Source organism: Treponema paraluiscuniculi Cuniculi A (genome assembly GCF_000217655.1).
Taxonomy (GTDB): Bacteria; Spirochaetota; Spirochaetia; order Treponematales; family Treponemataceae; genus Treponema; species Treponema pallidum.
Genome location: NC_015714.1, coordinates 126,915 through 152,637 on the forward strand (window position 1 = coordinate 126,915; position 25,723 = coordinate 152,637).

Genomic DNA, 25,723 nt, shown 5'->3' on the forward strand with positions numbered 1-25,723 from the left:
GATATGCAGCAGCTTGTTCAACAGCAGCGGTTAGTTCTCAATCAGCGGTTGGTGCACGGGCTTTGTTTACTGCAGCTTTCTCGGGGGGATTTGAAGACCGAGGTTCTCCGTGCCGTGCAACGCAATCCCCTTTTAGAAATACGTCCTTCGTCCGCTCGTCACACTGGGAAGGCTTGTTACCTGTCGCTCGGTGATAGACGTGAGCGCATGCGCGCACGTGATCGCTTTCAGCAATTGCTGGAAAATCAGCCCGATAAGCAGGTTGACAATATCCGAGCTGTATTGCGTGAACAAGTTTTTTATCAAAAACACGAAGCGATTGTGCTCGATTTGGCGTGCGCGTTTATCCAGATGTTAGATGATCACGGTTTTTTTTCCATATCTCCTGCGATCTTTCAGAACATGTGTGGTAGTATGCCCACGGCCCTTCAAGAAAAAATACCGCAGGCAATAGCGCTCATTCAAAGACTTGAGCCACAAGGGTGTGCTGTTTTTAGTTTTAAAGAATCATTGGCAGTCCAAGCGCGGCTGCGCTTTGAGCGTTTCTCTGATCCCTTGTATCGATGTGTTATCAATCTACTAACACACCACAGCGAATTGCTTTTCTGCTCTGACAATGTGTGTGATGGACGCGTATCCGTGCACGCGCTGACGACACAGATTAATAGTATGGGGCTTTGTGTGCAGAAGGTTTCGTCAAATGACGTGAAAGATATTTTGCTCCTCATTAAGGAACTACATCCCTTTCCAGGTAAGTGTGTGTCGAACGCTCAGCGGGCTGACACGAACATGTTGCTTGAACCAGATGTATTGATTACAAAAACTGCGCACGGGTTTGTTACACAGATTAACTGCACGGGCATCCCAACTGTGGTTTTCCGAAACGATTACTGCATGCATTCAAAAGCAGCAGAAAAAAACCACGCGTTGAAAGCATGCATGCACGACGCGCTCAGTCTTGTAAGTATGCTCTCATACCGGGAACGTACCTTGCTGGATATCGCGAAAACAATAGTTCACTACCAATGCGGTTTCTTTGATCACGGACCTGCAAAGCTCACGCCCCTGAGAATGACAGATGTTGCACACAGGACCGGATTGAGCGTTTCAACAGTGTCCCGCATAGTGCGCGACAAATGGCTCCAGTACGGATCGCAACACTTTTCCTTAAGGTACTTTTTCTCCCCTCGGGTTTTATCCACCGAAGAATATCGTGATCGGTCCAGTCTTGGACAGAATTACCCGAGTTCTCCGCACTCAAAAGTATCAGTTAAGCACCGGATATCACGTCTCATACAAGAGGCACGAACGCAGCGTATATCCCTTTCCGACCGAAGGATAGCCCAGTTGCTCGGTGAGCAGGGCATCAAGTGCGCAAGACGTACCGTAAATAAGTACCGATCAGAATTACGCACTTGTTCTTCTTCTTAATTTTTAAGATACAGGGGGGTGTCCGCCAGCGCTCCCATCGGATCCCAAGGTTCGAGCGCTATTATTGGCTTCTCTAGCGCATCGAGCCACACCTGTGGTACGAACTTCTTGTCGATCGTAATTTGGTAGAGATATTCGTCAAACCAGCGATCGCTCATAGAGAACATGCCCTTTTTTCCTGTGTCATCTCCCCACGAATTTTCTACCTGCCAGCGTACGGGGTTACCTTGTGCATCCTCGTCAAAACCGGTTATGACCATCGCGTGTGTTAAAAGACTTTCGCCATAGTCAAGCCGTTCTGCTTTATTGAATTCAGGGGTAGTGCCGAGCATCGACTCGTACCCGAATATCTCCGTATCCATGATACCATCTTTGCGCGTCATCATTTGACCTACATCACAACCAAACCATACCGGCTCCCCGGCTCGGATTGCAGAAGCTGTAGCTTCTTTGAGCACTTCAATGGGAGTATTGACATAGCAGATGCACGGGGCTTCCTTTACGGTGCCTAGAAATTTAACCGTGTATGCTCTGCCAAACGGTTTATCCGCAGTTGGCGCGTGAATCAAACTCACTTTGTTTTTAAGATCCCATCCGACGAAATCGCAAAAAAACTTCTGCGGCGTAAGGTCTCTGACTTTGTGAAATTTTTTTTCCTTATCCTTGTACACAAAGTCAAATTTCTCCGGAGGTCTCCCGAGAGCCTTCACGAGGATAGAGTAGATGGAAGAAAGGAACGCTTCCTTTTTCTCCCTCAGGGTATGCAGCGCAACGCCTTCTTCATGCGCAGAACGTAAAAGCTGTGCATGCTTCCTCAGCCGACGAGTGAGGACTGAGAGAAGAACGCGTGAGTTGGAAGAGTGAAAAGTTTCAGGCATACATTCTTTGGGCACAAGACCGTATTTTTCTAATAACCCTGAAAACATATCCCATTGCCCGCCATCTTGGACGGGATTTGCAAGCAGGTGTGCCATCAACCGACTGGTGAGAGGTTCATCAAGTGTTTCTAGGATATTTTCTAAAAAGAAATTTGCTTTCTCCAATTTATCCCAAAAGAAAAGATAGTTTTGGGAAAACTCAACTGTTTCAATGTCCAACTTTTTCATGGTGCTTACACGCGCGGCGTTGAGCGCAGCAAATATCCAGCAGCGACCACTCATTTTTTGATTGGTCATTTCTCCACGTTTTGTCTCGGTAGAAAAAATATGTGTGTGCTGACGCGCCACTTCTGTGTTCAGTGCAGCTTCTTCAAGACCGACGCGCGCAACAGCTCCTGCGACCGCTTTGTGTATAGGATCTGCGGCGACTTCGTGCGCAAACGTATCGAGTAGTTCCTTTGTAAGATACATCATGCCTCCTGTGTTTTTATACTGAGTGAGAATTTTTATTCTGTCTACAACGAAGTCTGTGTGAATACGGTGAGTGTTGTCACAGGAAAATGTTTCCCGTAAGATGGGCGAAAAGACGAGCGTGTGTAGGAAGGTGCCGTGATGCGAATACCAAAGTGGACTCCAGCAACGTGGAGCGTGGTGGCAGGATGCATAGGTGGGGTGCTCGGTATCGTGATTGTTGGAATTGCCTCCCCTATTAGGATCATTTCTCCCACTGATAATGGGGTGGTCACCCGTTTTGGCAAGTATCATCGGACGCTAGAACCGGGATTGCATTATCTTATCCCCTTTGTAGAGCGGGTGTATAAAGTGCCGGTAACCAAGGTGCAAAAGGAAGAGTTCGGGTTCAGAACGTCGAAGAGTTCCGAGCAGAGTCACTATGTGAATAATATCAGTCACGAGTCTCTTATGCTTACGGGGGATTTGAATATTGTAGACGTCGAGTGGGTGGTTCAGTATCGCATTGTAGATCCAAGAGCATGGGTGTTTAATGTTGAGTCCCAGGAGCGAAGGCAAACCATTCGAGACATTTCAAAAGCAGTGGTGAACAGTTTAATTGGAGATCGAGCGATTCTTGATATCATGGGGCCGGAGCGCAGTGCGATTCAGATGCGTGCGAAGGATATGATGAATGTTCTCCTGAAAAGGATTGGCCTAGGTGTTCTTGTTTCCTCCGTGCAGCTGCAAAATGTTGTTCCTCCTCAGGAGGTACAGCAAGCGTTTGAAGACGTGAATATTGCTATTCAGGATATGAATCGACTCATTAACGAGGGAAAAGAGTCCTACAATAGGGAAATTCCTAAGGCCCGAGGTGACGCGGACAAGTTGATTCAGGAGGCTATGGGATATGCGAATGAACGCGTAAATAGAGCAAAAGGAGATGTAGCACGTTTTGACTCAATCTATGCTGAATATGTCAAAGCACCTCATGTTACCAAAACGCGTTTGTACCTTGAGGGACTGGGGGCTATCCTGGAAAAGACTGAAAATGTGCTGTTGATTGACAAAAAACTGGAGAATCTTTTGACGCTCAAGGATATTAGTAAGGTATCGAAGAAGGTCGTGGCAGGAACACGCGAGGAGTAGGGGTATGAGGAAACGTGGACTACAGGTACACGCACGTGTACGACCTGTTCTGAACATAGGTATAGTCGTTGGGGTGCTGTTAGGTGGTGTTGTGCTCCTGCAACCGTTTTACCTCATCCAGGAAGGACAGGTTGCGCTCATCACCCAGTTCGGAGAAATCATAAAAACGAATAACACCGCTGGATTGTATGTCAGAGCTCCTTTTCTGCATCACGTGCATAAGTATACAGCCAAGCTCCTGCGCGTTGATGGAGATCCTCAGAAGATTCCCACAAAGGAAAAACAGTTCATTGAGGTGGATACCACCAGTAGGTGGAGGATTGAAGACGTCAAAAAGTTTTATCAGTCTTTGGGGACTTATGAGGCGGCTTACTCGCGTATTTCTGACATTATCGATTCCTCAGTTAGGGATATTATCACTGTCAATGGCCTAGACGATGTTGTGCGAAGCACGAACGCTATCAACGAGTCCAATCACTCCGAGCAGTTTGACGTCCCGGTGTCGCAGCTTGCCTTTGATAGGGGCGCGGAGAAAACTGCGCACATGACGATAGAAAAGGGGCGAGAGTCTCTTGCGCGGGAGATCTCACAGGCGGCGAATGATCAGTTAAAAGATTTCGGTATTGTCGTTGTCGATGTGATCTTCAAGGGGATTAAGTACTCAGATGAGCTGCAAGCATCTGTGTTCAATCGGATGGTAAAAGAGCGCAACCAGATCGCGCAAATGTTCCGCTCCACAGGCGAAGGAAAGAAGGCAGAGTGGCTTGGAAAGCTCGACAACGAAAAACGCAGTTTACTTTCAAAAGCGTACGAGGAGGCAGAGCGTATCAAGGGTGAAGCAGACGCCCGCGCCGCGGCCGTGTACGCGCAGTCATACGGGAAATCTCCTGAGTTCTACGGCTTCTGGAAAAGCTTGGAGGTGTACAAGAAATCGCTCCCCGACACGGAGAAGATCCTCTCAACCGACTTGGAATACTTCAAGCACCTATACCAGCACTGATCGCCCACGTATGTACCGCCTGAGTCAGTGGAAGCGGTCGCGCCATTTGCTGAGGTTTCCTGTTCCAACCCACTGGTTGACTTGGAATCCGTGGCGGAGGCCTGTAGTCACGAATCTCTTAGCACTCAGTATCGCGTCGTAGGCGGTGAGTCCTCGGCCCAGTCCTGCAGTAATAGCCGCAGATACGGTGCAGCCCGCGCCGTGATTCCATCCACTCTGCACAAGTTCATCTTCAACGAGGTGAAACGTCTTGCCGTCGTAGAAAACATCCAGAGCGTGCTTGCAACCGGGGAGTCTTCCGCCGCCTTTGACGAACACGTGCGACGCGCCGCGCTCGTGAATCAAACGTGCACCCTCCTTCATTTCGTCCACTGTCCGTGGTACGCTGATACCGGCAATCTGGGCGGTTTCAAAAAGATTGGGAGTAACAACTGTCGCGCGTGGCAAAAGTTTCTGGATCATCAATTCGTTCAACTCACGGTGCAATGCATCTCCCGATCCTTTGCATACCATGACAGGATCAAAGACGTATGCAGCAACTGCAAAACGTTCGAGATACTCCGCGACACATTCGATTGCATGGACAGAAGCAAGCATACCGCTTTTCACCGCGCTGACCCCCACGCCTGCAAATGCGGTTTCAAGCTGATCGCGCACACAGTCTTCCTCAAGTGAATGTACACGATGCGACCAGTTCCGGGATGGGTCCATAGTAACGATGGCAGTGAGCGTAGCCACACCGAACGCTCCATACTCTTGGAAAGTTTTCAGATCCGCCTCGATACCCGCACCACCTGAAGCATCCGATCCACCAATGCTAAGCAACTTGAGCATAACGTGCCTCCCCGCAAGCGAGGATCCACTCTATTCACCATGGGTGTGGTTTGTCAACCAGAGGTTCTAAGAGAGCAAAATCAAAGGGGAAGGCACAGCATGTACTACAGATTTTTTAAATCCTATGGTAATAACCGATACTGCGAAGTACATGAAAGAATTTAGATTACACGCTTCTTTCCAACCTGCAGGCGATCAGATTGCCGCAATCGACGCACTCGTGCGTGGCTTGCATGCGGGGGCGCGTTTTCAAACGCTCAAGGGTGTTACCGGTTCGGGGAAAACGTTTACAGTTGCAAACGTTATTGCACGCGTGCAAAAACCGACGCTTGTCATCAGTCATAATAAAACGCTCTCTGCACAATTGTACCGGGAATTTAAAGGTTTTTTCCCAGACAATGCGGTGGAGTATTTTGTGTCGTACTACGATTATTATCAGCCTGAATCGTATGTCCCTGCTCGTGATCTCTACATTGAGAAAGATGCTTCTATCAATGCAGAGATAAATAGAATGCGTTTATCTGCAACGTTTAGTCTCATGGAACGTCGTGATGTTATTGTAGTCGCAACTGTTTCGTGTATTTACGGTCTTGGGTTGCCTGAATCCTGGCGTGATCTGCGTATCCACGTGGAAGTCAACCAGTGTCTTGATCTTGAAGATCTCAAGCGGCAACTTGTATCTCTGCAATACGAGCGTAACGACGCGGTGCTCGAGTGCGGTCGCTTCCGAGTTCGGGGAGACGTTATTGAAATTTTCCCTGCGTATTTAGAAGAATTTTATCGTATCGAGTGCGATTGGGATCGAGTTGTTCGTATCCGTCGCATTCATCCTGTAAGCGGTGCTGTTCTAAGGGAATTTGAAGAACTTACCGTTTACCCTGCAAAGCATTTTGTACTTAAAGAGGATGCAATCCCTCGCGCCATGGACCGTATTAGACAAGAACTCGATGAACGGTTGGTACAATTAACTCAAGAGAATAAGCTTGCAGAAGCGGCACGTTTAAAAACGCGCACAGAATACGATCTTGAAATGCTCGGAGAGATGGGGTATTGCCACGGTATAGAAAATTATTCTGCGCCGATTGCAGGTAGAAAATCTGGTGAACCGCCGGTGACGCTTCTTCATTATTTTCCAAAGGATTTTGTGCTCTTTGTTGATGAAAGTCACGTAACACTCCCGCAGCTTGGTGCAATGTATGAAGGAGATCGGGTGCGTAAACAGAATCTCATCGATTTTGGCTTTCGCTTGCCGTGTGCACGAGATAACCGTCCACTGAAAGATTCGGAATTTGAGGCATTGTTAAATCAAGCAGTTTTTATTTCTGCAACTCCTGGGGTGAAGGAACGCACACAGTCTGTGCAAATAGTTGAACAACTGATTCGTCCCACTGGACTTTTAGATCCATGCGTCGAAGTGAGAAAAACGGATGGACAAATAGAAGACATATGTCAGCGGGTAAAAGCTTGTAGTGCGCGGAACGAACGTAGTTTGGTGCTAACATTGACAAAAAAAATGGCTGAAGATTTAACAGATTATTTCAATGGACTGGGAATAAGGACAAAGTATGTTCATTCGGAAATTGAAACTATTGAACGCGTAGAAATTCTCACGAGTCTGCGTGCGGGGGAGTTTGAGGTATTAGTTGGAATAAATTTATTACGAGAAGGTATTGATTTGCCCGAGGTGGCATTCATTGCTATTTTGGATGCCAATATAGTCGGTTTTTTACGTTCGACGACGAGTCTCATCCAAATTATTGGTCGAGCAGCACGTAATGCTCGCGGAACTGTGGTAATGTACGCGGATGCAATCAGCGATGCGATGCGTGAAGCAATAGAGGAAACTGCTCGACGGAGAAAGATTCAGATGGCGTATAATCGTGCTCATGGGATTACACCCCGTACGATTAAAAAGTCTATTGAAGATATTCTGGTCCGTGAGCAGGAAGTAAAAAAAGACGCTGCGCGTGTACAGGTTGCACCCCTGTTGCGCGCAGCAGACGCAGACGTGCGCACACATGCTGCACGCAAAAAAATGGTACAGGCGTTGCGCCTACACATGAAGGTTTGTGCGCGTGAGTTACGATTTGAAGAGGCAGCCCTCATCCGAGACAAAATTTTGCAACTGCAAAGGCAAGACGAGCAAAACGGGGTTTGATAGGGGAGGTGGAATCGAACAGCACGCGTTTTTACCATGTCACTTTCATTCCACAGACAAAGGTGCCGAAGTGGCGTTCGGACCAGATGCTCTCAGTAATACCCATGTAAGGAGCGTCAGCAAGCACCCCCTGTTCCCACTGGGCGCTGAGCTCCACCTTCTCGAAGGGACTGAACGTCAGTCCCACCTGGTACTGAAGCGCATGCTCACGCAGGAGCGCATCCCCACTCTGGTTGTGGTTGAAGCGGTTTGTTGCCCATAGCACGGATGTGTGCGGTGCAAGCCAGGCGTGGGAACCGAGGGGGATGCGATAGCTGCACCACGCTTTGCTCAAGATAGGCGTGTTGATGACGCCGTCCGAATTACTTCCCTTGTACTGCGCACCTCCGTTATTTTTGTAAAAGATGTAGGTGAGGGGGATGTACACGCGTGCTTCGACGCCGGCGTTCAGGCCGGTGAGCAGGTGGGTGTAGGGGTCACCGCTTTTGGTTTCGAGCTTGAGGAATCCGGCAAAATCAAAGTGATCTGCTTGGTTCTTAAAGAAAACACGTTCTCCAAAGATATTAGTGCCTGCGGTGGCAAAGTATATGCCGGAGGAAAGCCACCTCCACTGCATACCCAGGAGCGCGTCTATGTTGAGCGTTTTGGTGTACGTGAATTGCAACCAGGAAATAAAGAGTGCTGTCCGCATCCGCGCGTCAGGATTCTTCTGCTGCTCTATGAGCCTCATGTTTATTTCTAGGCCTTTGCCATTCAGATGTCTTAGGTAACCACCGGTTGACGCTAAGCTGACGATGGTCCGCTGCGCCAAGAGCGTTACTAAGCCAGCTTTCTCCAAAAGACTGCCTTTGCTCAGTTCTTGCACAAAGAATGAAACAACATCTTGTTTCGGGGAGGTCAGCAGCGTGTCCCCAAGACTATTGATGACTTCATGGACCCTCTGTGAGGGAGCCATTCTAGCGTAGAATTGTGCGTCACTCTGGTGTTGGTTACCGGCGTCGAGGGCGAAGGAGAAGCGGAAGCCGGCGCCTGGTTCGAGGGTGAGTCGGCCTCCTACTCCCCACAGGAGTGCTGTTTTGTTTTCGTTCTTGGGGTCTTCGGTACCCTTGAGGTAGTTCTGCTCCAGTGTGGCATTCCCTGCCAGCTCCAACGTAAGCAGCCGCTGACGGTCGACGCCATAGGAAAGCGTTGCATCGGCCCCGAAGCCATACTTGCTGTGCGTGGTGTCAGTACTATCCCAGGCACCATTGGAAAGGAAGGAGAGGAAACCGATGTCCACATCTACTCCGCTGTTTCCCACATTGTGGGCCTGGTAGCCGAGTTTTGCCCCGGAGCCGGAGAAACCAGGGGCATAGCGAGTGTTCTTTTCTGAATAGGCACGGGTCGACAAAGGGTTCCCACAGCTGGGCGAAGTTAACCACACAGGAAGGACTGGTACCCACTGTCAGGTAGGCCCCATAACAGTGCAGGGTTGCCTGGAAGGAAGCGGTAGGTTTGGTAAAGGACAGGGCCGTTGAGCTTTTAGAAGATGCAAGCTCTACTGCCAGGTCCTTCAGCTGCAGCTGTGCCCACACCCCTGAGCGTGCCTCCCCTCGGCGGGTGTGGGTGTGCTTTGACACCAACGGCAGGGAAATAGTCAGACTATTGGTAGTGCGAAACCCATGGGTGTGCTTGCCCGGGTCAGTGTGTGGATTCTTCTGGAACGCAATGCCCCACTGGAGCTGGGCTGTGCCACTGACCTGCGGGGTGAGTACGCCTGCATAACCAGAGGCAGCACATACCACGCCCGCACGTACCCCCGCTTGCATCACCTGCCTGCCCACTCACTCCCCCTCCTCTCACTTCTACCTCACCCCCCCCCACCCGTCTAGAAGACACGGAGAGCTCTATCTCATGAGCACCTACACACTCGCCTTCTCTTGGGGGACAGACAGAACTTCCGAAGAGAGAACAATAGGTTCCGGCGATGTTTCGAATAGGGCAAGGCGTTCTGACGCCTCCTCTAATGACTGCGCCAGACGCGCTACCGTGGCTTTGCTTAACGCAACGTTCTGCTGCGCCGATTCAATCATCGCCTCGTACTCTTTGATCCCCCGTCGATATTCCTCGATTGATCTGCAAAAGCTTTCGCACACACGCTGCTCTGACTGAAGCTTTTGACGGAGCTTGGCGCACTCTACCTGATACCCTGCACGTGCCACGCGCATCCGCGCTTCTGCCACGGTACGCAACAGCGTGCTGAGTTCATCGGGTACCGTCAGTCTTGTCTTCTGAGATAAAGGAGGCTGAGCAAATCCTTCCTCGGTAAAGAAACAACTTGCGTATGCAGCACCGATATGCGCGCACAGCGCATTGATATCCTCATCCAGTTCACTGACCTGCGCTGTGAACGCCGCAACGCGCTTCAGCGGCTTGGCACCACAGTCAAGGGCGCGCAGGCGCGCGTCGAGTGCTTCTTGCTCATCCATAAGCTCCTGGCTATGTTGAAGGTTGCTCGCGTAGACGCCGCGGTCGGATATGAGCCGTGCGTACGCGGCACTGAGTGCGGAGGAAAACTCGCCTGCGTGATACATGCGCTCGACGTCCGGATGCGCAATGACATCCGGGGTACAGAGCGTAATAATCTTTTGAATTTTTGCTTCGAGCACGCGAATCCTGCGCTGAACAACCGCGCTCTTCGCCTGGAGGCCAACTCTTTCAAGAATTGAACCAAATGTGCATGTTTCCAAGAGCTGGTCACGCTTGGCGCGTAAATCCTGCAGAGTAGACTCAAGCTCCGCCGTACGCGCATAAATCGGTTCGAGCGCAGGTAGGCCTACGTGCGCGTAGGTGGCATAGTACTGGGCTACAAAACTCCTGAGTACATCCCGCTCCTGACGAGCGTGGCGGTGCAATACTTTGCTCACCCGCTTTCCAAGAGCGGCAAGTTCTTCTTGTCTTTGAAGTATCGACTTAATATCAAGGATAGACTCAGCAACCTGATCGCGCTGACGTTGAAGCGCGTGGCATCGGCTGATGTCAGTGTCCTGTACGCCAAGTTTGCTGATGTCACACGCAGCACCGCCGCGCACAATATGTTCACCGAGACTGCAACAATGGCTCTGCAGATCCTGCTGCGCACGCTGACACGCGGCATTCAGCGCGGAAAGACTCTTATCCGCGAACATGACCGCATTGTAAACACTTCCCCTGCGTATGTACAGGGCACCTCACTCCCTCTCTACCCACGCAAGGACAGACGTCCTGCCTAACTCTGGCGGGGTACTACCTGCGCGCTCGTATTCGGGTACAGATTATACGCCCGATCCATTGCGTTAGCGCAACCTGCGCCAGGATTGCAAGCACTGCCATTGTCATCACCTCTGGTTGGAAGCGCTGATACCCGTAGCGGATCGCTACGTCTCCTAAACCTCCTCCCCCAATCGCCCCTGCCATTGCTGAGTATCCAATTAGATTAATTACCATCAGTGCTACACCAGAAACACATGCAGGAGCAGCCTCAGGCAGCATGATTTTTAGTACAAGTTGCCGCATGCTTGAACCCATCGCCACCGCCGCTTGGATTATCCCTGGCTCCACCTCCAGCAGAGCACTTTCAATCACCCGTGCCACGAAAGGGAGCGCAGCTATCGCAAGCGGGAGGATAGCCGCCGCCGTTCCCACTGTGCGTCCCGTGAGCATACGCGAGAGCGGAAGCAACACCACCAGCAAAATCACAAATGGGAAAGCGCGCAGCACGTTCATTGACGAACTTAACACACGATGCCACGCAGGATGCGCCCACACGTGTCCAGGCGACATTACGCACAGCAATATCCCCAACGGGGTTCCCGCTGCTAGCGCAATACTTGCTGAAGCACACACCATCAGACTTGTCTGTCCGGTTGCACGAGCTACTAAAAGCCACAGTGTCTGGTTCGCCATTACCAGTGTGCCTTGTCAATAGCATGCACGGCACACGCACCCGAAGACATTCGATGGAAGGGTTCTGACTTTGCAAAAGAGGCAAAAGAACAGCCCGACAACAACTGCTGTGTGATCAGCCGCCGTGGCGCAGCAAAAAGTTGTGTCACCCTTCCTTCTTCCACTATTTCTCCCTCGTGCAATACGGCGGCCCGATCGCACAAGTCGCGTACCACCTCCATCTGGTGTGTAATCAATACGACCGTCAGACGCAGTGAGCACTGCACATTTTTCAGCAACGTCAGAATTGACTGTGTTGTTTGAGGGTCGAGAGCGCTTGTTGCTTCGTCGCAGAAAAGTATTGCAGGTTCTGCAGCCAAGGCGCGCGCAATGGCTACGCGCTGCTTCTGCCCACCTGACAGCGTGCTGATACGCGCCTGTGCTTTATCTGCAAGACCAACCAAGTGTAGCAAATGCAACACGCGCGCGTAGGCGTCCTTACGTGCATACCGTGCAATCTCAAGCGGGTAGGCAACATTCCCAAAGACGGTACGGGAAGAAAACAGATGAAATTGTTGAAAGATCAATCCTATGCGCCTGCGCTGTGCACGCAAGGCAGCACCGCGCAGTAAATCTACCCTCGTGGTGTGATAAAAAACGGCTCCTTCGTCAGGTTTCTCCAAAAGACTCATGATGCGCAGTAGCGTTGATTTTCCTGCACCACTTTTGCCGATGATTCCATACATTCCGTGCGCCGGGATCTCTAGGGAAATATCTCGAAGTATAGGAACACCTGCGTATGTCTTCTTTAGCCGCTCGAGTCTGACCATGGGGACCAGGGTCTCTGCAAATAGGTACGTGTGTCAACACTACGGTATGCGATCCTGCAGCACGGGTGCGGTGCACGGCGTGACTTGTACACGCATGCATTTTTACCGTAGGATGCGCACTCGTGGTCTGTGTCTCTATGGCTGAGTGTACCCGGGAACAGAGAAAGAGACGAGGTGCAGGGCGTGCTGATGAGCATTGGCGGACGTTGAGTCCTGCCTCTTGCGCGGCAGATGCGCTGACGGAGCATATTTCTCCAGCGTATGCGCATTTGATTGCACAAGCGCAGGGCGCGGACGCGCAGGCGCTGAAACGTCAGGTGTGCTTTGCGCCACAGGAGCGTGTGGTGCATGCTTGCGAGTGTGCCGACCCATTGGGTGAGGACCGGTACTGCGTGACACCCTTTTTGGTGCATCAGTATGCGAATCGTGTGTTGATGTTGGCAACAGGACGTTGCTTTTCACACTGTCGCTATTGTTTTCGCCGCGGTTTCGTCGCCCAACGTGCAGGGTGGATCCCCAACGAAGAGCGCGAGAAGATTATTACGTATCTTCGTGCTACCCCTTCGGTGAAGGAAATCCTGGTTTCAGGTGGTGATCCACTCACTGGTTCTTTTGCACAGGTCACATCGCTTTTCCGCGCACTGCGCAGTGTAGCGCCGGATTTGATTATTCGTCTGTGCACTCGCGCAGTCACCTTTGCTCCGCAAGCCTTTACTCCCGAGCTGATTGCGTTTCTGCAGGAGATGAAGCCGGTGTGGATAATTCCGCATATTAATCACCCGGCAGAGCTCGGTTCTACGCAGCGCGCGGTGCTCGAGGCCTGCGTAGGCGCAGGCCTCCCTGTGCAATCGCAGTCGGTACTGTTGCGCGAGGTGAACGATTCGGTAGAGACGCTGTGCACACTGTTTCACGCGCTCACTTGTCTGGGGGTTAAGCCAGGGTATCTGTTTCAGTTAGATTTGGCGCCTGGAACTGGGGATTTTCGTGTGCCACTTTCTGACACGCTAGCTCTGTGGCGCACATTGAAGGAGCGCCTCTCAGGGTTGTCGCTTCCCACGCTTGCGGTGGACTTGCCAGGGGGTGGAGGAAAGTTTCCGCTTGTGGCATTGGCCTTGCAGCAAGATGTCGCGTGGCATCAGGAACGCGAGGCGTTCTCCGCACGTGGCATCGATGGCGCGTGGTACACGTACCCGTTCTGACCGTCAAAACACCCCGCGCCTCATCGAGTGGAGAGTGCGCCGCGTGGTACACGGGGCAGCGCGAAACACCCCTGCGTGAAGGTAGGCGGAGGAGAGGGTACGGTGGTATGCACCGAACCCAGTGATGCACCGCCGCCCCCCCCGAGGGTTCCTCTTCTGCCCCGCGCGCCCACGCAGCGCCACAGAACGGTGAGAAAAGAGGACGCGCTCTCTACCGGCTAACACATATCACGCGTGCACGCAGCCCCCTCGCTGCCGTTGATGCGAGCTTCCAAAACCTCGAGTGCATCGCGAAGCTGCTGTGGCAGCCGCGCGCCAAACTTTGGGTAGTGATTCTCTCGGATGTCTTTAATTTCCTTTTTCCATCCGGCTATGTCCACCGACAAAAGCTCTTTCACTGCCTGCGTGCTTACGTTTAACCCCTCTGTGTTCAAGGCTCCCTCTTTGGGCATCCAACCGATCGCTGTTTCCACCGCGTTGTCCACACCATCACAGCGGTCAAAGATCCACGCGAGTACTCGGCTGTTATCGCCATATCCGGGCCACAGGAAGTCGCCCTCTGCATCTTTACGAAACCAGTTAACGCAGAAAATCTTTGGCAGGTTTTCGGCACGCGCCTGCGATCCGAGCTTAATCCAGTGCGAAAAGTAGTCTGCCATATGGTAGCCGCAGAAGGGGAGCATCGCGAACGGGTCTCGGCGAATCTGACCTACCTGGTCAGAGATAACTGCTGCAGTTACCTCCGAGCCGATGATGGAACCTAGAAACACCCCGTGATTCCAGTCCCGGGCCTGATGCACCAGGGGAACCGTACTGGGGCGACGGCCTCCAAACAGAAAAGCGTCGATAGGGACCCCTTCGGGATCTTCCCAGTTACTTGCAATTGCAGGGCACTGTCGCGCAGGAGCGGTAAAACGCGCATTTGGATGCGCAATTTCTTCTCCTTTTGGACTTTTATCGCGTGTAGGTGCGGGGCGCGACACGCCGTGCCAATCAATGATCGTTCCTTTAGCGGGATAGCCGATACCCTCCCACCACACGTCGCCGTCTTCGGTCAGACCACAGTTGGTGAAAATGGCGTTTTCCTTGATAGAGTCCATGGCATTCTTGTTCGAGAAATCAGATGTCCCTGGTGCTACGCCGAAGAACCCCGCTTCAGGATTGATAGCGTACAGGCGGCCGTCCTTTCCGAATTTCATCCACGCGATGTCATCGCCTACGGTCTCGACCTTCCATCCAGGAAGGGTAGGGATCATCATAGCCAGATTCGTTTTGCCACATGCAGAGGGAAACGCCGCACCAATGTACTTGGTCTTTCCAGCAGGGTTGGTGATTTTAAGGATGAGCATGTGCTCTGCAAGCCACCCTTCGTCTCGTGCGAGTACTGAAGCGATGCGTAATGCGAAACACTTTTTCCCCAACAGGGCATTCCCTCCGTATCCTGAACCGAAAGACCAAACCAAGCGCTCTTCAGGAAAGTGAGAGATGTATTTGCGCTCCATATCCGCGCAGGGCCACTGGCCTGCGTCAGTTACGCCCGGTCCTAACGGCTTCCCCACAGAGTGCAAACAGGGGACGAACTCACCATCAGTACCCAACGCCTCAAGCACGCGGGTACCCACGCGTGTCATGATGTGCATGTTGCAAACGACGTACTCAGAATCGGTGATTTCGATGCCATTTTTAGAGATGGGTGAGCCGACCGGTCCCATGGAAAAGGGAATGACGTACATGGTACGGCCCTTCATGCACTGGGAATAGAGACCGGTCATAGTCTTTTTTAATTCTGCAGGATCGGTCCAATGGTTAGTGGGTCCTGCATCATCCTCCCTTTTTGAGGCGATGAAGGTGCGCGCTTCGACGCGCGCAACGTCGGAGGGCTGTGAGCGAAAGAGGAAGCAGTTCTTACGTTTTTTTAATGGGGTAGCCAAGCCAGCATCCACCATTTTCTGCATAATGGTGTCGTACTCTTTTTTCGAACCGTCGCAGACGTAGACGGTATCTGGGGCACAGAGTGCGACCATCTCTTCTATCCACGCCTTTGCTCGAGCGTGGGCAATCTCGTGAAGTTCCATAACGCCGCTCCTTGGTGCGTAGCGTGCTGCACGGGTATTCCAGGCACGTATCGCCCCAGAAGTATAGCGCGCTAAAGGTAAATAAAAAAGACCTCTTCAAACCGAGTGTCTCTGTCACCGCAGGGAGCCGACATGAGCGGTGTTCTTTACCTAGGACGTTTCACTCTCTGTCTATTACCTGTCAGTTGTTTTTCTCAAAAAGTGATGACGTGTGCCGATACCGTCAGGGGTGCGCAAGAGGTTTTTATGCTATGTATCTACGTTGAGCTTCCCTATTACTATCAACTGACGCGCATCTTCCCTGCTGACATCGAATCGCTATGTGCGCGTATGAAAAGGTTCGCTGTCCACAACGGTGCTGCCCTCCACGAGGCATCGTCCGTTCGTATCTTTGCATTTGAAGCACACAGTCTCGGTTCTGTATACGCCGCGGTACGCTGCGTGCGTGCGCTGTATCAAACACTGGACACATACGAAAAGCAGGTGAAGGAATTTCGTATCCTCATGGACGTTGTTGCTGACGATGCTTCTCCCTGTCTGATAGAAGATCGCTTCTATGCATACCGCAGTACGCTGATTCCTGACCGTGGTTTTTTTGCATCCTTTCGTGCAAAACAGCTTCTCAAGCATTACCTTGAATTTTTGCCACTGCCAGCGCTGAATATATACCAGGTTAATGGTTTCCTTTCACTTTGCGCGGAAAAACCTTTTCCACAAGAGGTAACCACGCACTGCATAGTTGTGCGTACCACTTCTTCATACATGAGTGCTCTGTGTAATTTCATGGCGCTCCATCCGTTGTCCGAAGCGGTCTACTCAACGCTATCTGAGGAAACGCGTGCGTTTTTTTTTCATCTGCGCGCTGCGGTGTCTTTTTTTAAAAGACGGCGGTATGATTCGTCTTTTCCACAATATTTAACCGATGCATTTCTTCAGTATGTGGGTCTGTACTTTAAGCTTTATTACGAAGCGGCGCCAAATGCGGCGCCGCCGCCCATTTATGTAGACCCTTGTGCTGGACATGAGAGCCAAAAGCAGGCAGAGAAAGTACTGATCGTCAGTCCACATTCTCCCCTTATGCGGTTGCCTGCATCCTGCGCAGATATTGAAGCTATTCCGCAAGATCTAGCAGAAGTCATGTATACGCTTTCGCTTGCCTCCCGTTATATTTTCGCGGACGAAATAGAGGAATTTTTTCTGTTTTTGAAAAAACATGCTGACTTCGTCGGTGATTTATTTGACAAAATGTTTTGTACCCAGGTGACGATGGTGCCGCACAACGCGTATGCCATTCCAGAGGATGTACACGACAGTCTAGAAAAGCGTGTGCGCGTGAAAATGCCTGTAATACGCGAATGTATTTCTTCCTTCCTTTGGAAGAAATATCAGGAAGGATCGCTTTGTGCTAGTACGGATCTGCTTAGAACTTTCCAGGAGCTTCAGTACAAATACACATCCGATTGTGTGTTACACAGCTTGTTTCATACGTATTCTGACGTGCAGATTGCGCACCTACAGGTAGAAGAGTACACCGGCACGGATGTCGGCGCAGTGTTAAAGGTATACCAACACACGCTGCTGGTGGGCATGCGTGAAGACGCAGAGGCCGCGTTCAGAGAAGCAAAGGCTTGTCTGACAACACTGCAGGCGCGGCGTTTTGTGTCCGCTGAATACCGGACCTTTTCCCTCTTAGGATTTCTAACCATAGGTCAGAGCAAATTTGAAGACGCGTTGGTGTATTTTGGCTATGCACTCGATGATGCAGAACAGCTGCGCGACGGTGATTTTCTCTGTTCTGCGCTTTTTCATTTGAGTATTACCTACTTTTTGCAGCATAATTTTACCCAGGCGCGGCTTTTTCTGAGTAAGCTATCCGATGCGATATCCACGTATTTTGAGCAGCGATGGAAAACTGTCAGTCTGTTTATGCAGGGCAGAATTTCTCTCAGCCTCGGGGAGTATGCACAGGCGCGTCGGTGTTTTGATGAGGCTGCCGATTTTGCACTGCAGTACTTTGAACACCAAGAACCCTTGTGCAGAGTGTGGGCTGCACATGCACGGCTACTTGCGGATAAGTCGTATGCAGCGCACGCGCTGTTTCAGGACATGTGTGATCAGTACCCTGATGCATATCTCTTTCTTGTAGAAAGCTATGTCCGTGCAGAATATTTTGACGATCCCACGTTGTTTCAATCGTTTCCTGAGGAAACGACCTCTCGCGAGCCATGTGTGCCGTCCTTCTCTCTTGATACGCCGATTTACTCTGGGTTCTCCTGCGCAGAAGATCTGGTATGGGGCAGGCAGTGTGCGTTTGCAGTGAGTACGCAGCACAGTACGGTATTTGCTCATTACTACCATTGCAGGGTGCATCTGCACCGTGCCGAGGATATGCAAACATTCCACCACCATAAGCAAAAACTTGAGGCCATTGCACGTCGCGCGTTTCAAATAGGTGATCCGAGTGCTGCGTTGTTTCTGTACCTCTGCTATGATGTGTCCTACCGCGTGCACGGCGCAGAGGCTGCTGTCACGACAGCGCACCTGAGTAGGGCGTTTAAAGTGATGCAGCGCAGCGTTGCGTATATGTCAGAAAATACCGTTCGCGCACAGTTCATGCAGGATAACTTTTGGAATGCAAAACTGTTTGCCGCCGCGCAGGCAAACAAACTCATTTAAAGCAGGGGACACTATGGCGGTCAATTGTGGCATTATCGGTCTGCCGAATGTGGGGAAGTCGACAATTTTCTCCGCGCTCACTGCAAACGTCGTGGAGGCGGCGAATTATCCCTTTTGTACTATCGAACCTAACGTGGGTATGGTGACAGTACCTGATGTGCGTCTTGAAGCACTGGCTGGTCATTTTCGGCCAAAGAAAACGGTGTATGCCTCCATTGAATGTGTGGATATTGCTGGTTTGGTAAAAGGTGCCTCGCAGGGGGAGGGATTGGGCAATCGTTTTCTTGCGCATGTGCGAGAGGTTGGAGTACTTGCACATGTGGTGCGCTGTTTTGAGCATACGGATGTCGTTCATGTACATAACAAGGTCGATCCTCTTTCAGATATTGAAACGGTGCATATAGAGCTGGCATTGGCAGACCTGGCCTCGGTAGAAAAACGGGCTGCGCGTGCTCAAAAGGAGTCGCGTATGGGAAAGTCCCTTCAAAAGGAAAGCACGCTGGTATTACGGGCACTCGATACGCTGCGCGAATATTTAGAAATGGGAAAGGCGGCATGTATGGCGCCGCTGTCGGATGAGGAGCGCAACGCGGTGCGCGATATGCGCTTGTTGACAATGAAGCCGCACCTGTATGTGTGCAATACAGACGAAAGCGGCATGCAGTACGGAAATGATTTCGTGCGCGCGGTGCAAGAGCACGCACGTGTGCATAACACGCAGGCAATTGTTATGTGTGGAAAATTTGAAGCAGAGCTTGCGCAGCTTTCTGATGTGGCAGAGCAAAACGCCTTTTTGCAAGAATTAGGGTTGCGCGAATCAGGACGTGCGGCGCTTGCGCGCGCAGTGTATTCCCTGATGGGGTTGCGTACCTTTTTTACCGCGGGGCCTGAGGAGTGTCGCGCGTGGACCATTCGGGCAGGGCTGCGTGCACCGCACGCGGCAGGAGTGATCCACAGCGACCTTGAGCGTGGTTTTATTCGTGCAGAAACGTATTCTTTCGATGATCTTGCGTCCTGTGGGAGTGTGGCAAAGGTGAGGGAGGCAAACCGCGTTCGGCAGGAGGGGAAGGAGTACGAGGTGCAAGACGGGGACGTTATCTTTTTTAAATTCAATGTGTGAAACACAGGCACTCCGTTCCGTCTGTGCGCCGTGTGCGATACAGTGAGCCTTGATTCTGCGTTTGAAAGCAGGCACAATGCGGCCCGTGCAGCGTATCATATCTTGGAATGTGAATGGAATTCGTGCCATAGAGCGGAAAGATTTTCTCAGCTGGCTCGCGCGTGAGGCGCCTGATGTTCTCTGTTTGCAGGAGATTAAGGCGCATGAGTCGCAGCTGAGTGCTGCGCTTCGTGCTCCGGTCTGGAGTGCTGGGGCAGGGGGTACGTACTATACCTATTTTCACAGTGCGCAGCGTCCTGGATACAGTGGCACGGCGCTGTTCAGTAAGCGCGCGCCAGATGCGGTGCGTTTCTTCGGGGTTCCGGCTTTTGACTGCGAGGGGCGGATGCTTGCGGCGCGCTTTGGCGAGCTGACGGTGGTAAGTGCGTATTTTCCGAATGCGCAGGAAGGGGGCAAGCGGCTCGCGTATAAGCTTGATTTTTGCGCAGCGTTTCGTGCGTTCTGTGATGAAGAGCGTACGGCCGGGCAGCACGTGATCTTGTGTGGTGACTACAACATAGCGCATAAGGAAATCGACCTGGCACATCCTCAGGAAAATGAGGGGAATCCTGGATTCCTGCCTCAGGAGCGTGCATGGATGGATACATTTACGGAGGCAGGCTATGCGGATAGCTTCCGAGCCTTCTGTACAGAAGGGCAGCAGTACACGTGGTGGAGCTACCGTGCCCGTGCACGCGCGCGTAACATTGGATGGCGCATCGATTACCAGTGTGTGGACCAAGCCTTTTTAGCGCGCGTGACCTCTTCGCAGATACTGTCCGAGGTGACAGGATCGGATCACTGCCCAGTGTGTTTGACGTACGCGGACTAATCCGTTTCCGGGGTGAGCGGCACGTCCGCGCAAACTAAGACGTACCTGCGCGCACAGGCAGTGTCAGAGGTGGTAGCGAACGTCCACACCCGCGGCTATGAACTGTGCGGTGCGCGTGTTGGTCTGCTGTCTATCTTCTTCAATAATCTTTTCGCATGACCGGGGTACGCCGCTGTACGTGGCGCTTACCCCCAAGGACCAGTGCTCTGTCAGTTGAAAATAGCACCCCGCTGCCGCCTTGAGCACAAGACCGTAGTAGGTAGACGTGTAGTAATGCTGATAATTGAAGCCAGCCCCCACCGTCAGTGGCAAGCGGATGCGCCAGAAGGCAACCGTGTACCCGGCAGTGAGGGCAACGGGAATTGCAAGGTAATAGTACGGAGTAGTGGGACTGTACGTACTGTTTGGATAGCTGCAATGGTACTGCACACTTGCGTCAATCCCGAGCGACAGGCCGCGGCACACAAAGTGTTCAAACCCTAACGCCGCACTGAACGCGGGGTAGATGTACTTGTGCCCGTTGGTTTGCGCGTTGGCATTACGGTCGTCCCCGCGCCCGCTGTTACACCAATCCACTTGAAAGAGGGGCACCGCGCCCATGGCCGAAAGGCGTATAGTACTCCGGCCCGCCGCAGTAGTGTCCCACGGGTCCGCGTGCACCGGGTGTGCAGCTCCCCACACTCCCGCGCATATTCCCAGCACCGGGCCGACCGCCCACCACTTCAATTGTTTCATACCCCGCTCCAACGCCGATCCCCTTACGCATCTCGCCGAGGACCCACTCTATTCTACCCCCCCCCACGGCTGTTTGTCGAACCCTTTTTAAAGGGTTCGTTCTCGCGCGCTGGGCAGCACGCGCGTGAGGCGCCTATGCCATCGGGAGCTGCGTTTTTCTTATGCCCCACGAGGGGACTGCGGGGTATGTCGTGCGTCCGCATGGGTGTGGTGAGAAATACTCCCTCGAATACATTGCTAGCCTGCGATGCGTGCAAGACACCCCCATACACCGGGAAGTTGATGTCGACTCCGGCTGCGGCTCCGGGTCGGGCATAGTCGCCAGAAAGCGTGGAATTGTAACTACAACCGGGAAGTAAATGGCTGGGACTGGGGCTCCGGGCAGGGCTCGGGCTTGGGTGAAGGCGTTCCAATGGACGGGCATGTACGCCTGCGTCCCATAAGATGTCATTGGCTGGGGCTGCGGCTGGGGGTAGGGCTCGGGCGTGGGACTGTACACTGACGTTCCAATGGACGGGCATGCCGTTCTCTACCAAATCAAGCGACATGCCCCTACGAATTGCCAACGCTCCGTCACGTTCTTCTCTATCACTACATTGCTGTTCTCTTGTAGCTTGCCTTGCTCCCAGCTCAGCCGAACCTCCACCTTCTCTAACGGACTGACCACTACCCCACACTCGTAATACCCACAATATCCTTTGCTCCACTTCGTAAGAGCAGGAGCATAGCGTGCAAACGCGGCGCTGTGGTTTCTTCCTGCTCGGGCGGCGCCCGTGTTTGACTTGCCCTCCCCGTCAGGGTGGAATTGCGTCTTTTGCGCGCGGCTTTCCATGCTTGAGGTTTCCGGCGCTACCATCTTCGGATGCAATGCCCGCGTGCCGGCGCTCACGGTGCCATTGACGTTCGCTGCATTCTCTTTCTTATGCCCCACGTCTGACTGCGCAGTCGTGCTGCAGCATGTTATTGGTGAGAAATACTCCCCCGAATATACGCGCACGGTGGTGACTGACCGGACTCTCGTGCGCAGGAGAGTAGAAGTCTAAAATCTTATCAGGGGCTCCGGGTGGGGCTGCGGCTCGGGCTTTCCAATGGACGGGCATGTACACGCGTGCTTCGACGCCGGCGTTCAGGCCGGTGAGCAGGTGGGTGTAGGGGTCACCGCTTTTGGTTTCGAGCTTGATATAAGTAGCACAGTCGTGCGTCTGCATGTCCATGTTTCTAGCGAGAAAGACATCTTTAAACACATTGCTGGCCTTCGATGCGAAATATCCTCCCGCCGAGAACCAACGATATCCCAACGTCAACAACGCATCTGCGGCTTGGGCTTGGGCTCGGACGTTTCTCTTATGCCCCACGTCTGTAGCAACCAGTGCACACATACCCCAAAGCTTCATACTCACTTTAGCCCCGACATCCCATAAGATGTCTGGGGCTCGGGGTAGGGCTCCGGCCAGGGCTTTCCAATGGACGGGCATGTACAGCCTGCGTCTTATGAGATGTCGTTGGCTCCGGCTGGGGCTGCGGCTCGGGCGTGGGACAAGGTTTTTTGTGTGAAGAGGATGTGCGCGCGTGTCCTGTTCTTGTGCTCCACTTCGTACCAGGAGCAGGGGCTGCAGCAGCAGCTTTTTTGTTCGTACCGCCTGTACGTGCTGTGGTTTGCTCCTGCTTGGACGACGCCCTTGCTGTCTTTGCCCTCCCAGTGCACGCTGTCCTCCCTGCTTGATGGTGCCACCATCGGATGCAATGCCCCCGACACGTCTGAGAAGCTAAACGAGCCTCCACATTCACGCAGTCCGCGCCTACGGTGCCCTGCGCTCCGTCTTTCTTACGCCCCACGAGGCTGGCGCAGTCGTGTGCGGTCATGGCCATGTTGAGAAATACTCCCTGAAATACATTGCTGGCCTGCGATGTGCGTGAGGCATCTCCATACCGGGAAGTTGATGTTGGCTGCGGCTTGGGCTTGGGGTCCGGTCAGGACCTTGTAGTGGACGGGCATGTACGCCTGCATCCTATAAGATGTCGTTGTTGACTGCGGCTGCGGCTGCGGGTAGGGCTCGGGTTTTCTGAGTAGACGAGGGTTCGTACGTTCGTCTTATTTCCGCGCGGGCATACTCAGCAATATTCTGCCTTCCACTTCGTAGGAACAGCAGGAGCAGCAGGGGGCGTGGCCTTTTTGTTCGTACCGCCGTACGTGCTGGAAGTTCCTGCTGGGGCCTTGCCCTGACTGTCTTTGCCCTCCCAGTCGGTATGAGGCAGGCCGCGTCTGTCCCTTAATGTGTGCCTTCTTGCCTGAGGGCTCCGGCGCCACCAGTTTCAGATGCAATGCCCGCGGCATCGCCTGAGAGGCTGAACGGGTCTCCACACTCACGCAGTCTGCGCCTATGTCGCCATTCGCTCCGTTTTTCTTATGCCCCATGGAGCGTGCGCAGTCGTGCGTCTGCATGTCCATGGCATTGGTGAGAAAGACGTCTATAAACACATTGCTGGCCTTCGATGCGGGCGGACGTCCCACACCGGGAAGTTGATGGCTGGGGCTGCGGCATAGCCGCTAGAACGCACGGGGAGTGCACGCGTTTTTACCATGTCACTTTCATTCCACAGACAAAGGTGCCGAAGTGGCGTTCGGACCAGATGCTCTCAGTAATACCCATGTAAGGAGCGTCAGCAAGCACCCCCTGTTCCCACTGGGCGCTGAGCTCCACCTTCTCGAAGGGACTGAACGTCAGTCCCACCTGGTACTGAAGCGCATGCTCACGCAGGAGCGCATCCCCACTCTGGTTGTGGTTGAAGCGGTTTGTTGCCCATAGCACGGATGTGTGCGGTGCAAGCCAGGCGTGGGAACCGAGGGGGATGCGATAGCTGCACCACGCTTTGCTCAAGATAGGCGTGTTGATGACGCCGTCCGAATTACTTCCCTTGTACTGCGCACCTCCGTTATTTTTGTAAAAGATGTAGGTGAGGGGGATGTACACGCGTGCTTCGACGCCGGCGTTCAGGCCGGTGAGCAGGTGGGTGTAGGGGTCACCGCTTTTGGTTTCGAGCTTGAGGAATCCGGCAAAATCAAAGTGATCTGCTTGGTTCTTAAAGAAAACACGTTCTCCAAAGATATTAGTGCCTGCGGTGGCAAAGTATATGCCGGAGGAAAGCCACCTCCACTGCATACCCAGGAGCGCGTCTATGTTGAGCGTTTTGGTGTACGTGAATTGCAACCAGGAAATAAAGAGTGCTGTCCGCATCCGCGCGTCAGGATTCTTCTGCTGCTCTATGAGCCTCATGTTTATTTCTAGGCCTTTGCCATTCAGATGTCTTAGGTAACCACCGGTTGACGCTAAGCTGACGATGGTCCGCTGCGCCAAGAGCGTTACTAAGCCAGCTTTCTCCAAAAGACTGCCTTTGCTCAGTTCTTGCACAAAGAATGAAACAACATCTTGTTTCGGGGAGGTCAGCAGCGTGTCCCCAAGACTATTGATGACTTCATGGACCCTCTGTGAGGGAGCCATTCTAGCGTAGAATTGTGCGTCACTCTGGTGTTGGTTACCGGCGTCGAGGGCGAAGGAGAAGCGGAAGCCGGCGCCTGGTTCGAGGGTGAGTCGGCCTCCTACTCCCCACAGGAGTGCTGTTTTGTTTTCGTTCTTGGGGTCTTCGGTACCCTTGAGGTAGTTCTGCTCCAGTGTGGCATTCCCTGCCAGCTCCAACGTAAGCAGCCGCTGACGGTCGACGCCATAGGAAAGCGTTGCATCGGCCCCGAAGCCATACTTGCTGTGCGTGGTGTCAGTACTATCCCAGGCACCATTGGAAAGGAAGGAGAGGAAACCGATGTCCACATCTACTCCGCTGTTTCCCACATTGTGGGCCTGGTAGCCGAGTTTTGCCCCGGAGCCGGAGAAACCAGGGGCATAGCGAGTGTTCTTTTCTGAATAGGCACGGGTCGACAAAGGGTTCCCACAGCTGGGCGAAGTTAACCACACAGGAAGGACTGGTACCCACTGTCAGGTAGGCCCCATAACAGTGCAGGGTTGCCTGGAAGGAAGCGGTAGGTTTGGTAAAGGACAGGGCCGTTGAGCTTTTAGAAGATGCAAGCTCTACTGCCAGGTCCTTCAGCTGCAGCTGTGCCCACACCCCTGAGCGTGCCTCCCCTCGGCGGGTGTGGGTGTGCTTTGACACCAACGGCAGGGAAATAGTCAGACTATTGGTAGTGCGAAACCCATGGGTGTGCTTGCCCGGGTCAGTGTGTGGATTCTTCTGGAACGCAATGCCCCACTGGAGCTGGGCTGTGCCACTGACCTGCGGGGTGAGTACGCCTGCATAACCAGAGGCAGCACATACCACGCCCGCACGTACCCCCGCTTGCATCACCTGCCTGCCCACTCACTCCCCCTCCTCTCACTTCTACCTCACCCCCCCCCACCCGTCT

16 protein-coding genes and 4 pseudogenes are annotated in these 25,723 nt (G+C 52.7%); 9 read left to right on the forward strand and 11 right to left on the reverse strand.

The genetic code is table 11. The features are described 5' to 3' along the window. Positions 1-3 precede the first annotated feature (3 nt). On the forward strand, positions 4-1,431 hold the full coding sequence (rpoN, locus tag TPCCA_RS00560; protein ID WP_193386051.1) for an RNA polymerase factor sigma-54: 1,428 nt from the start codon (positions 4-6) through the stop codon (positions 1,429-1,431). Here the strand turns inward: rpoN and TPCCA_RS00565 are convergent. Beyond that, on the reverse strand, positions 1,428-2,780 hold the full coding sequence (locus tag TPCCA_RS00565; RefSeq protein WP_041610018.1) for a C1 family peptidase: 1,353 nt from the start codon (positions 2,778-2,780) through the stop codon (positions 1,428-1,430). The genes rpoN and TPCCA_RS00565 overlap by 4 nt on opposite strands. A 141-nt stretch (positions 2,781-2,921) precedes the next feature. Here TPCCA_RS00565 and hflK point away from each other — a divergent pair, with 141 nt between their 5' ends. Together hflK and hflC are read left to right on the forward strand one after the other, a co-directional pair. Then, entirely contained in the window at positions 2,922-3,908 is a 987-nt protein-coding gene (gene hflK, locus TPCCA_RS00570) for an FtsH protease activity modulator HflK (protein WP_013944820.1), read from the forward strand. A 4-nt stretch (positions 3,909-3,912) separates the two neighbouring features. Beyond that, on the forward strand, positions 3,913-4,908 hold the full coding sequence (gene hflC / locus TPCCA_RS00575; protein ID WP_010881563.1) for a protease modulator HflC: 996 nt from the start codon (positions 3,913-3,915) through the stop codon (positions 4,906-4,908). Positions 4,909-4,932: 24 nt separating this feature from the next. Here hflC and thiD read toward each other — a convergent pair whose 3' ends face one another. Beyond that, entirely contained in the window at positions 4,933-5,742 is an 810-nt protein-coding gene (gene thiD / locus TPCCA_RS00580; protein ID WP_013944821.1) for a bifunctional hydroxymethylpyrimidine kinase/phosphomethylpyrimidine kinase, read from the reverse strand. Between the two features lie 151 nt (positions 5,743-5,893). On the opposite strand from thiD, the gene uvrB reads away from it, so the two are divergent. Further along, on the forward strand, positions 5,894-7,900 hold the full coding sequence (gene uvrB / locus TPCCA_RS00585; RefSeq protein WP_013944822.1) for an excinuclease ABC subunit UvrB: 2,007 nt from the start codon (positions 5,894-5,896) through the stop codon (positions 7,898-7,900). Between the two features lie 31 nt (positions 7,901-7,931). On the opposite strand, the pseudogene TPCCA_RS00590 reads toward uvrB, so the two are convergent. The 4 genes and pseudogenes from TPCCA_RS00590 to TPCCA_RS00605 form a co-directional block, all read right to left on the reverse strand. Beyond that, positions 7,932-9,723, reverse strand: a pseudogene (locus tag TPCCA_RS00590) (major outer sheath N-terminal domain-containing protein). Positions 9,724-9,801: 78 nt separating this feature from the next. Further along, complete coding sequence (locus tag TPCCA_RS00595) at positions 9,802-11,067, reverse strand: hypothetical protein (protein WP_013944823.1); 1,266 nt, start codon at positions 11,065-11,067, stop codon at positions 9,802-9,804. A 97-nt stretch (positions 11,068-11,164) separates the two neighbouring features. Then, positions 11,165-11,824 (reverse strand): methionine ABC transporter permease, encoded by a 660-nt coding sequence (locus TPCCA_RS00600; RefSeq protein WP_010881568.1) that lies wholly within the window; start codon positions 11,822-11,824, stop codon positions 11,165-11,167. Beyond that, positions 11,824-12,633 carry a methionine ABC transporter ATP-binding protein gene (locus tag TPCCA_RS00605; RefSeq protein WP_010881569.1) on the reverse strand — a complete coding sequence of 270 codons (810 nt, stop codon included), beginning with the start codon at positions 12,631-12,633 and terminating at the stop codon, positions 11,824-11,826. Before TPCCA_RS00605 ends, TPCCA_RS00600 begins: the two co-directional genes overlap by 1 nt. Before the next feature lie 137 nt (positions 12,634-12,770). Here TPCCA_RS00605 and TPCCA_RS00610 point away from each other — a divergent pair, with 137 nt between their 5' ends. Further along, positions 12,771-13,832 (forward strand): KamA family radical SAM protein, encoded by a 1,062-nt coding sequence (locus tag TPCCA_RS00610; protein ID WP_013944824.1) that lies wholly within the window; start codon positions 12,771-12,773, stop codon positions 13,830-13,832. A 218-nt stretch (positions 13,833-14,050) separates the two neighbouring features. Here TPCCA_RS00610 and TPCCA_RS00620 read toward each other — a convergent pair whose 3' ends face one another. After that, positions 14,051-15,907, reverse strand: coding sequence for a phosphoenolpyruvate carboxykinase (GTP) (locus tag TPCCA_RS00620; protein ID WP_013944825.1), 1,857 nt, complete (start codon positions 15,905-15,907; stop codon positions 14,051-14,053). 105 nt (positions 15,908-16,012) lie between these two features. Here TPCCA_RS00620 and TPCCA_RS00625 point away from each other — a divergent pair, with 105 nt between their 5' ends. The 3 genes from TPCCA_RS00625 to TPCCA_RS00635 all read left to right on the forward strand — a co-directional run bounded on the left by TPCCA_RS00625 (position 16,013) and on the right by TPCCA_RS00635 (position 20,574). Continuing rightward, positions 16,013-18,583, forward strand: coding sequence for a tetratricopeptide repeat protein (locus tag TPCCA_RS00625; RefSeq protein WP_193386052.1), 2,571 nt, complete (start codon positions 16,013-16,015; stop codon positions 18,581-18,583). 13 nt (positions 18,584-18,596) lie between these two features. After that, positions 18,597-19,703, forward strand: a complete 1,107-nt coding sequence (gene ychF / locus TPCCA_RS00630; protein ID WP_013944827.1) for a redox-regulated ATPase YchF — start codon at positions 18,597-18,599, stop codon at positions 19,701-19,703. 76 nt (positions 19,704-19,779) lie between these two features. Beyond that, complete coding sequence (locus TPCCA_RS00635; protein WP_010881574.1) at positions 19,780-20,574, forward strand: exodeoxyribonuclease III; 795 nt, start codon at positions 19,780-19,782, stop codon at positions 20,572-20,574. A gap of 63 nt (positions 20,575-20,637) precedes the next feature. On the opposite strand, the gene TPCCA_RS00640 is transcribed toward TPCCA_RS00635, so the two are convergent. The 3 genes and pseudogenes from TPCCA_RS00640 to TPCCA_RS05760 form a co-directional block, all read right to left on the reverse strand. Then, on the reverse strand, positions 20,638-21,309 hold the full coding sequence (locus tag TPCCA_RS00640) for a hypothetical protein (RefSeq protein ID WP_013944828.1): 672 nt from the start codon (positions 21,307-21,309) through the stop codon (positions 20,638-20,640). A 529-nt stretch (positions 21,310-21,838) separates the two neighbouring features. After that, positions 21,839-22,240: a major outer sheath C-terminal domain-containing protein gene (locus TPCCA_RS05590; RefSeq protein ID WP_013944830.1), complete on the reverse strand. Its 402-nt coding sequence runs from the start codon at positions 22,238-22,240 to the stop codon at positions 21,839-21,841. A gap of 160 nt (positions 22,241-22,400) precedes the next feature. Next, a pseudogene (locus TPCCA_RS05760) lies at positions 22,401-22,622 on the reverse strand (major outer sheath C-terminal domain-containing protein); the annotation flags it as partial. Between the two features lie 104 nt (positions 22,623-22,726). Here TPCCA_RS05760 and TPCCA_RS05600 point away from each other — a divergent pair. Then, a pseudogene (locus TPCCA_RS05600) lies at positions 22,727-23,079 on the forward strand (hypothetical protein). Positions 23,080-23,885: 806 nt separating this feature from the next. Here TPCCA_RS05600 and TPCCA_RS00665 read toward each other — a convergent pair. Continuing rightward, a pseudogene (locus TPCCA_RS00665) lies at positions 23,886-25,677 on the reverse strand (major outer sheath N-terminal domain-containing protein). Positions 25,678-25,723 lie beyond the last annotated feature (46 nt).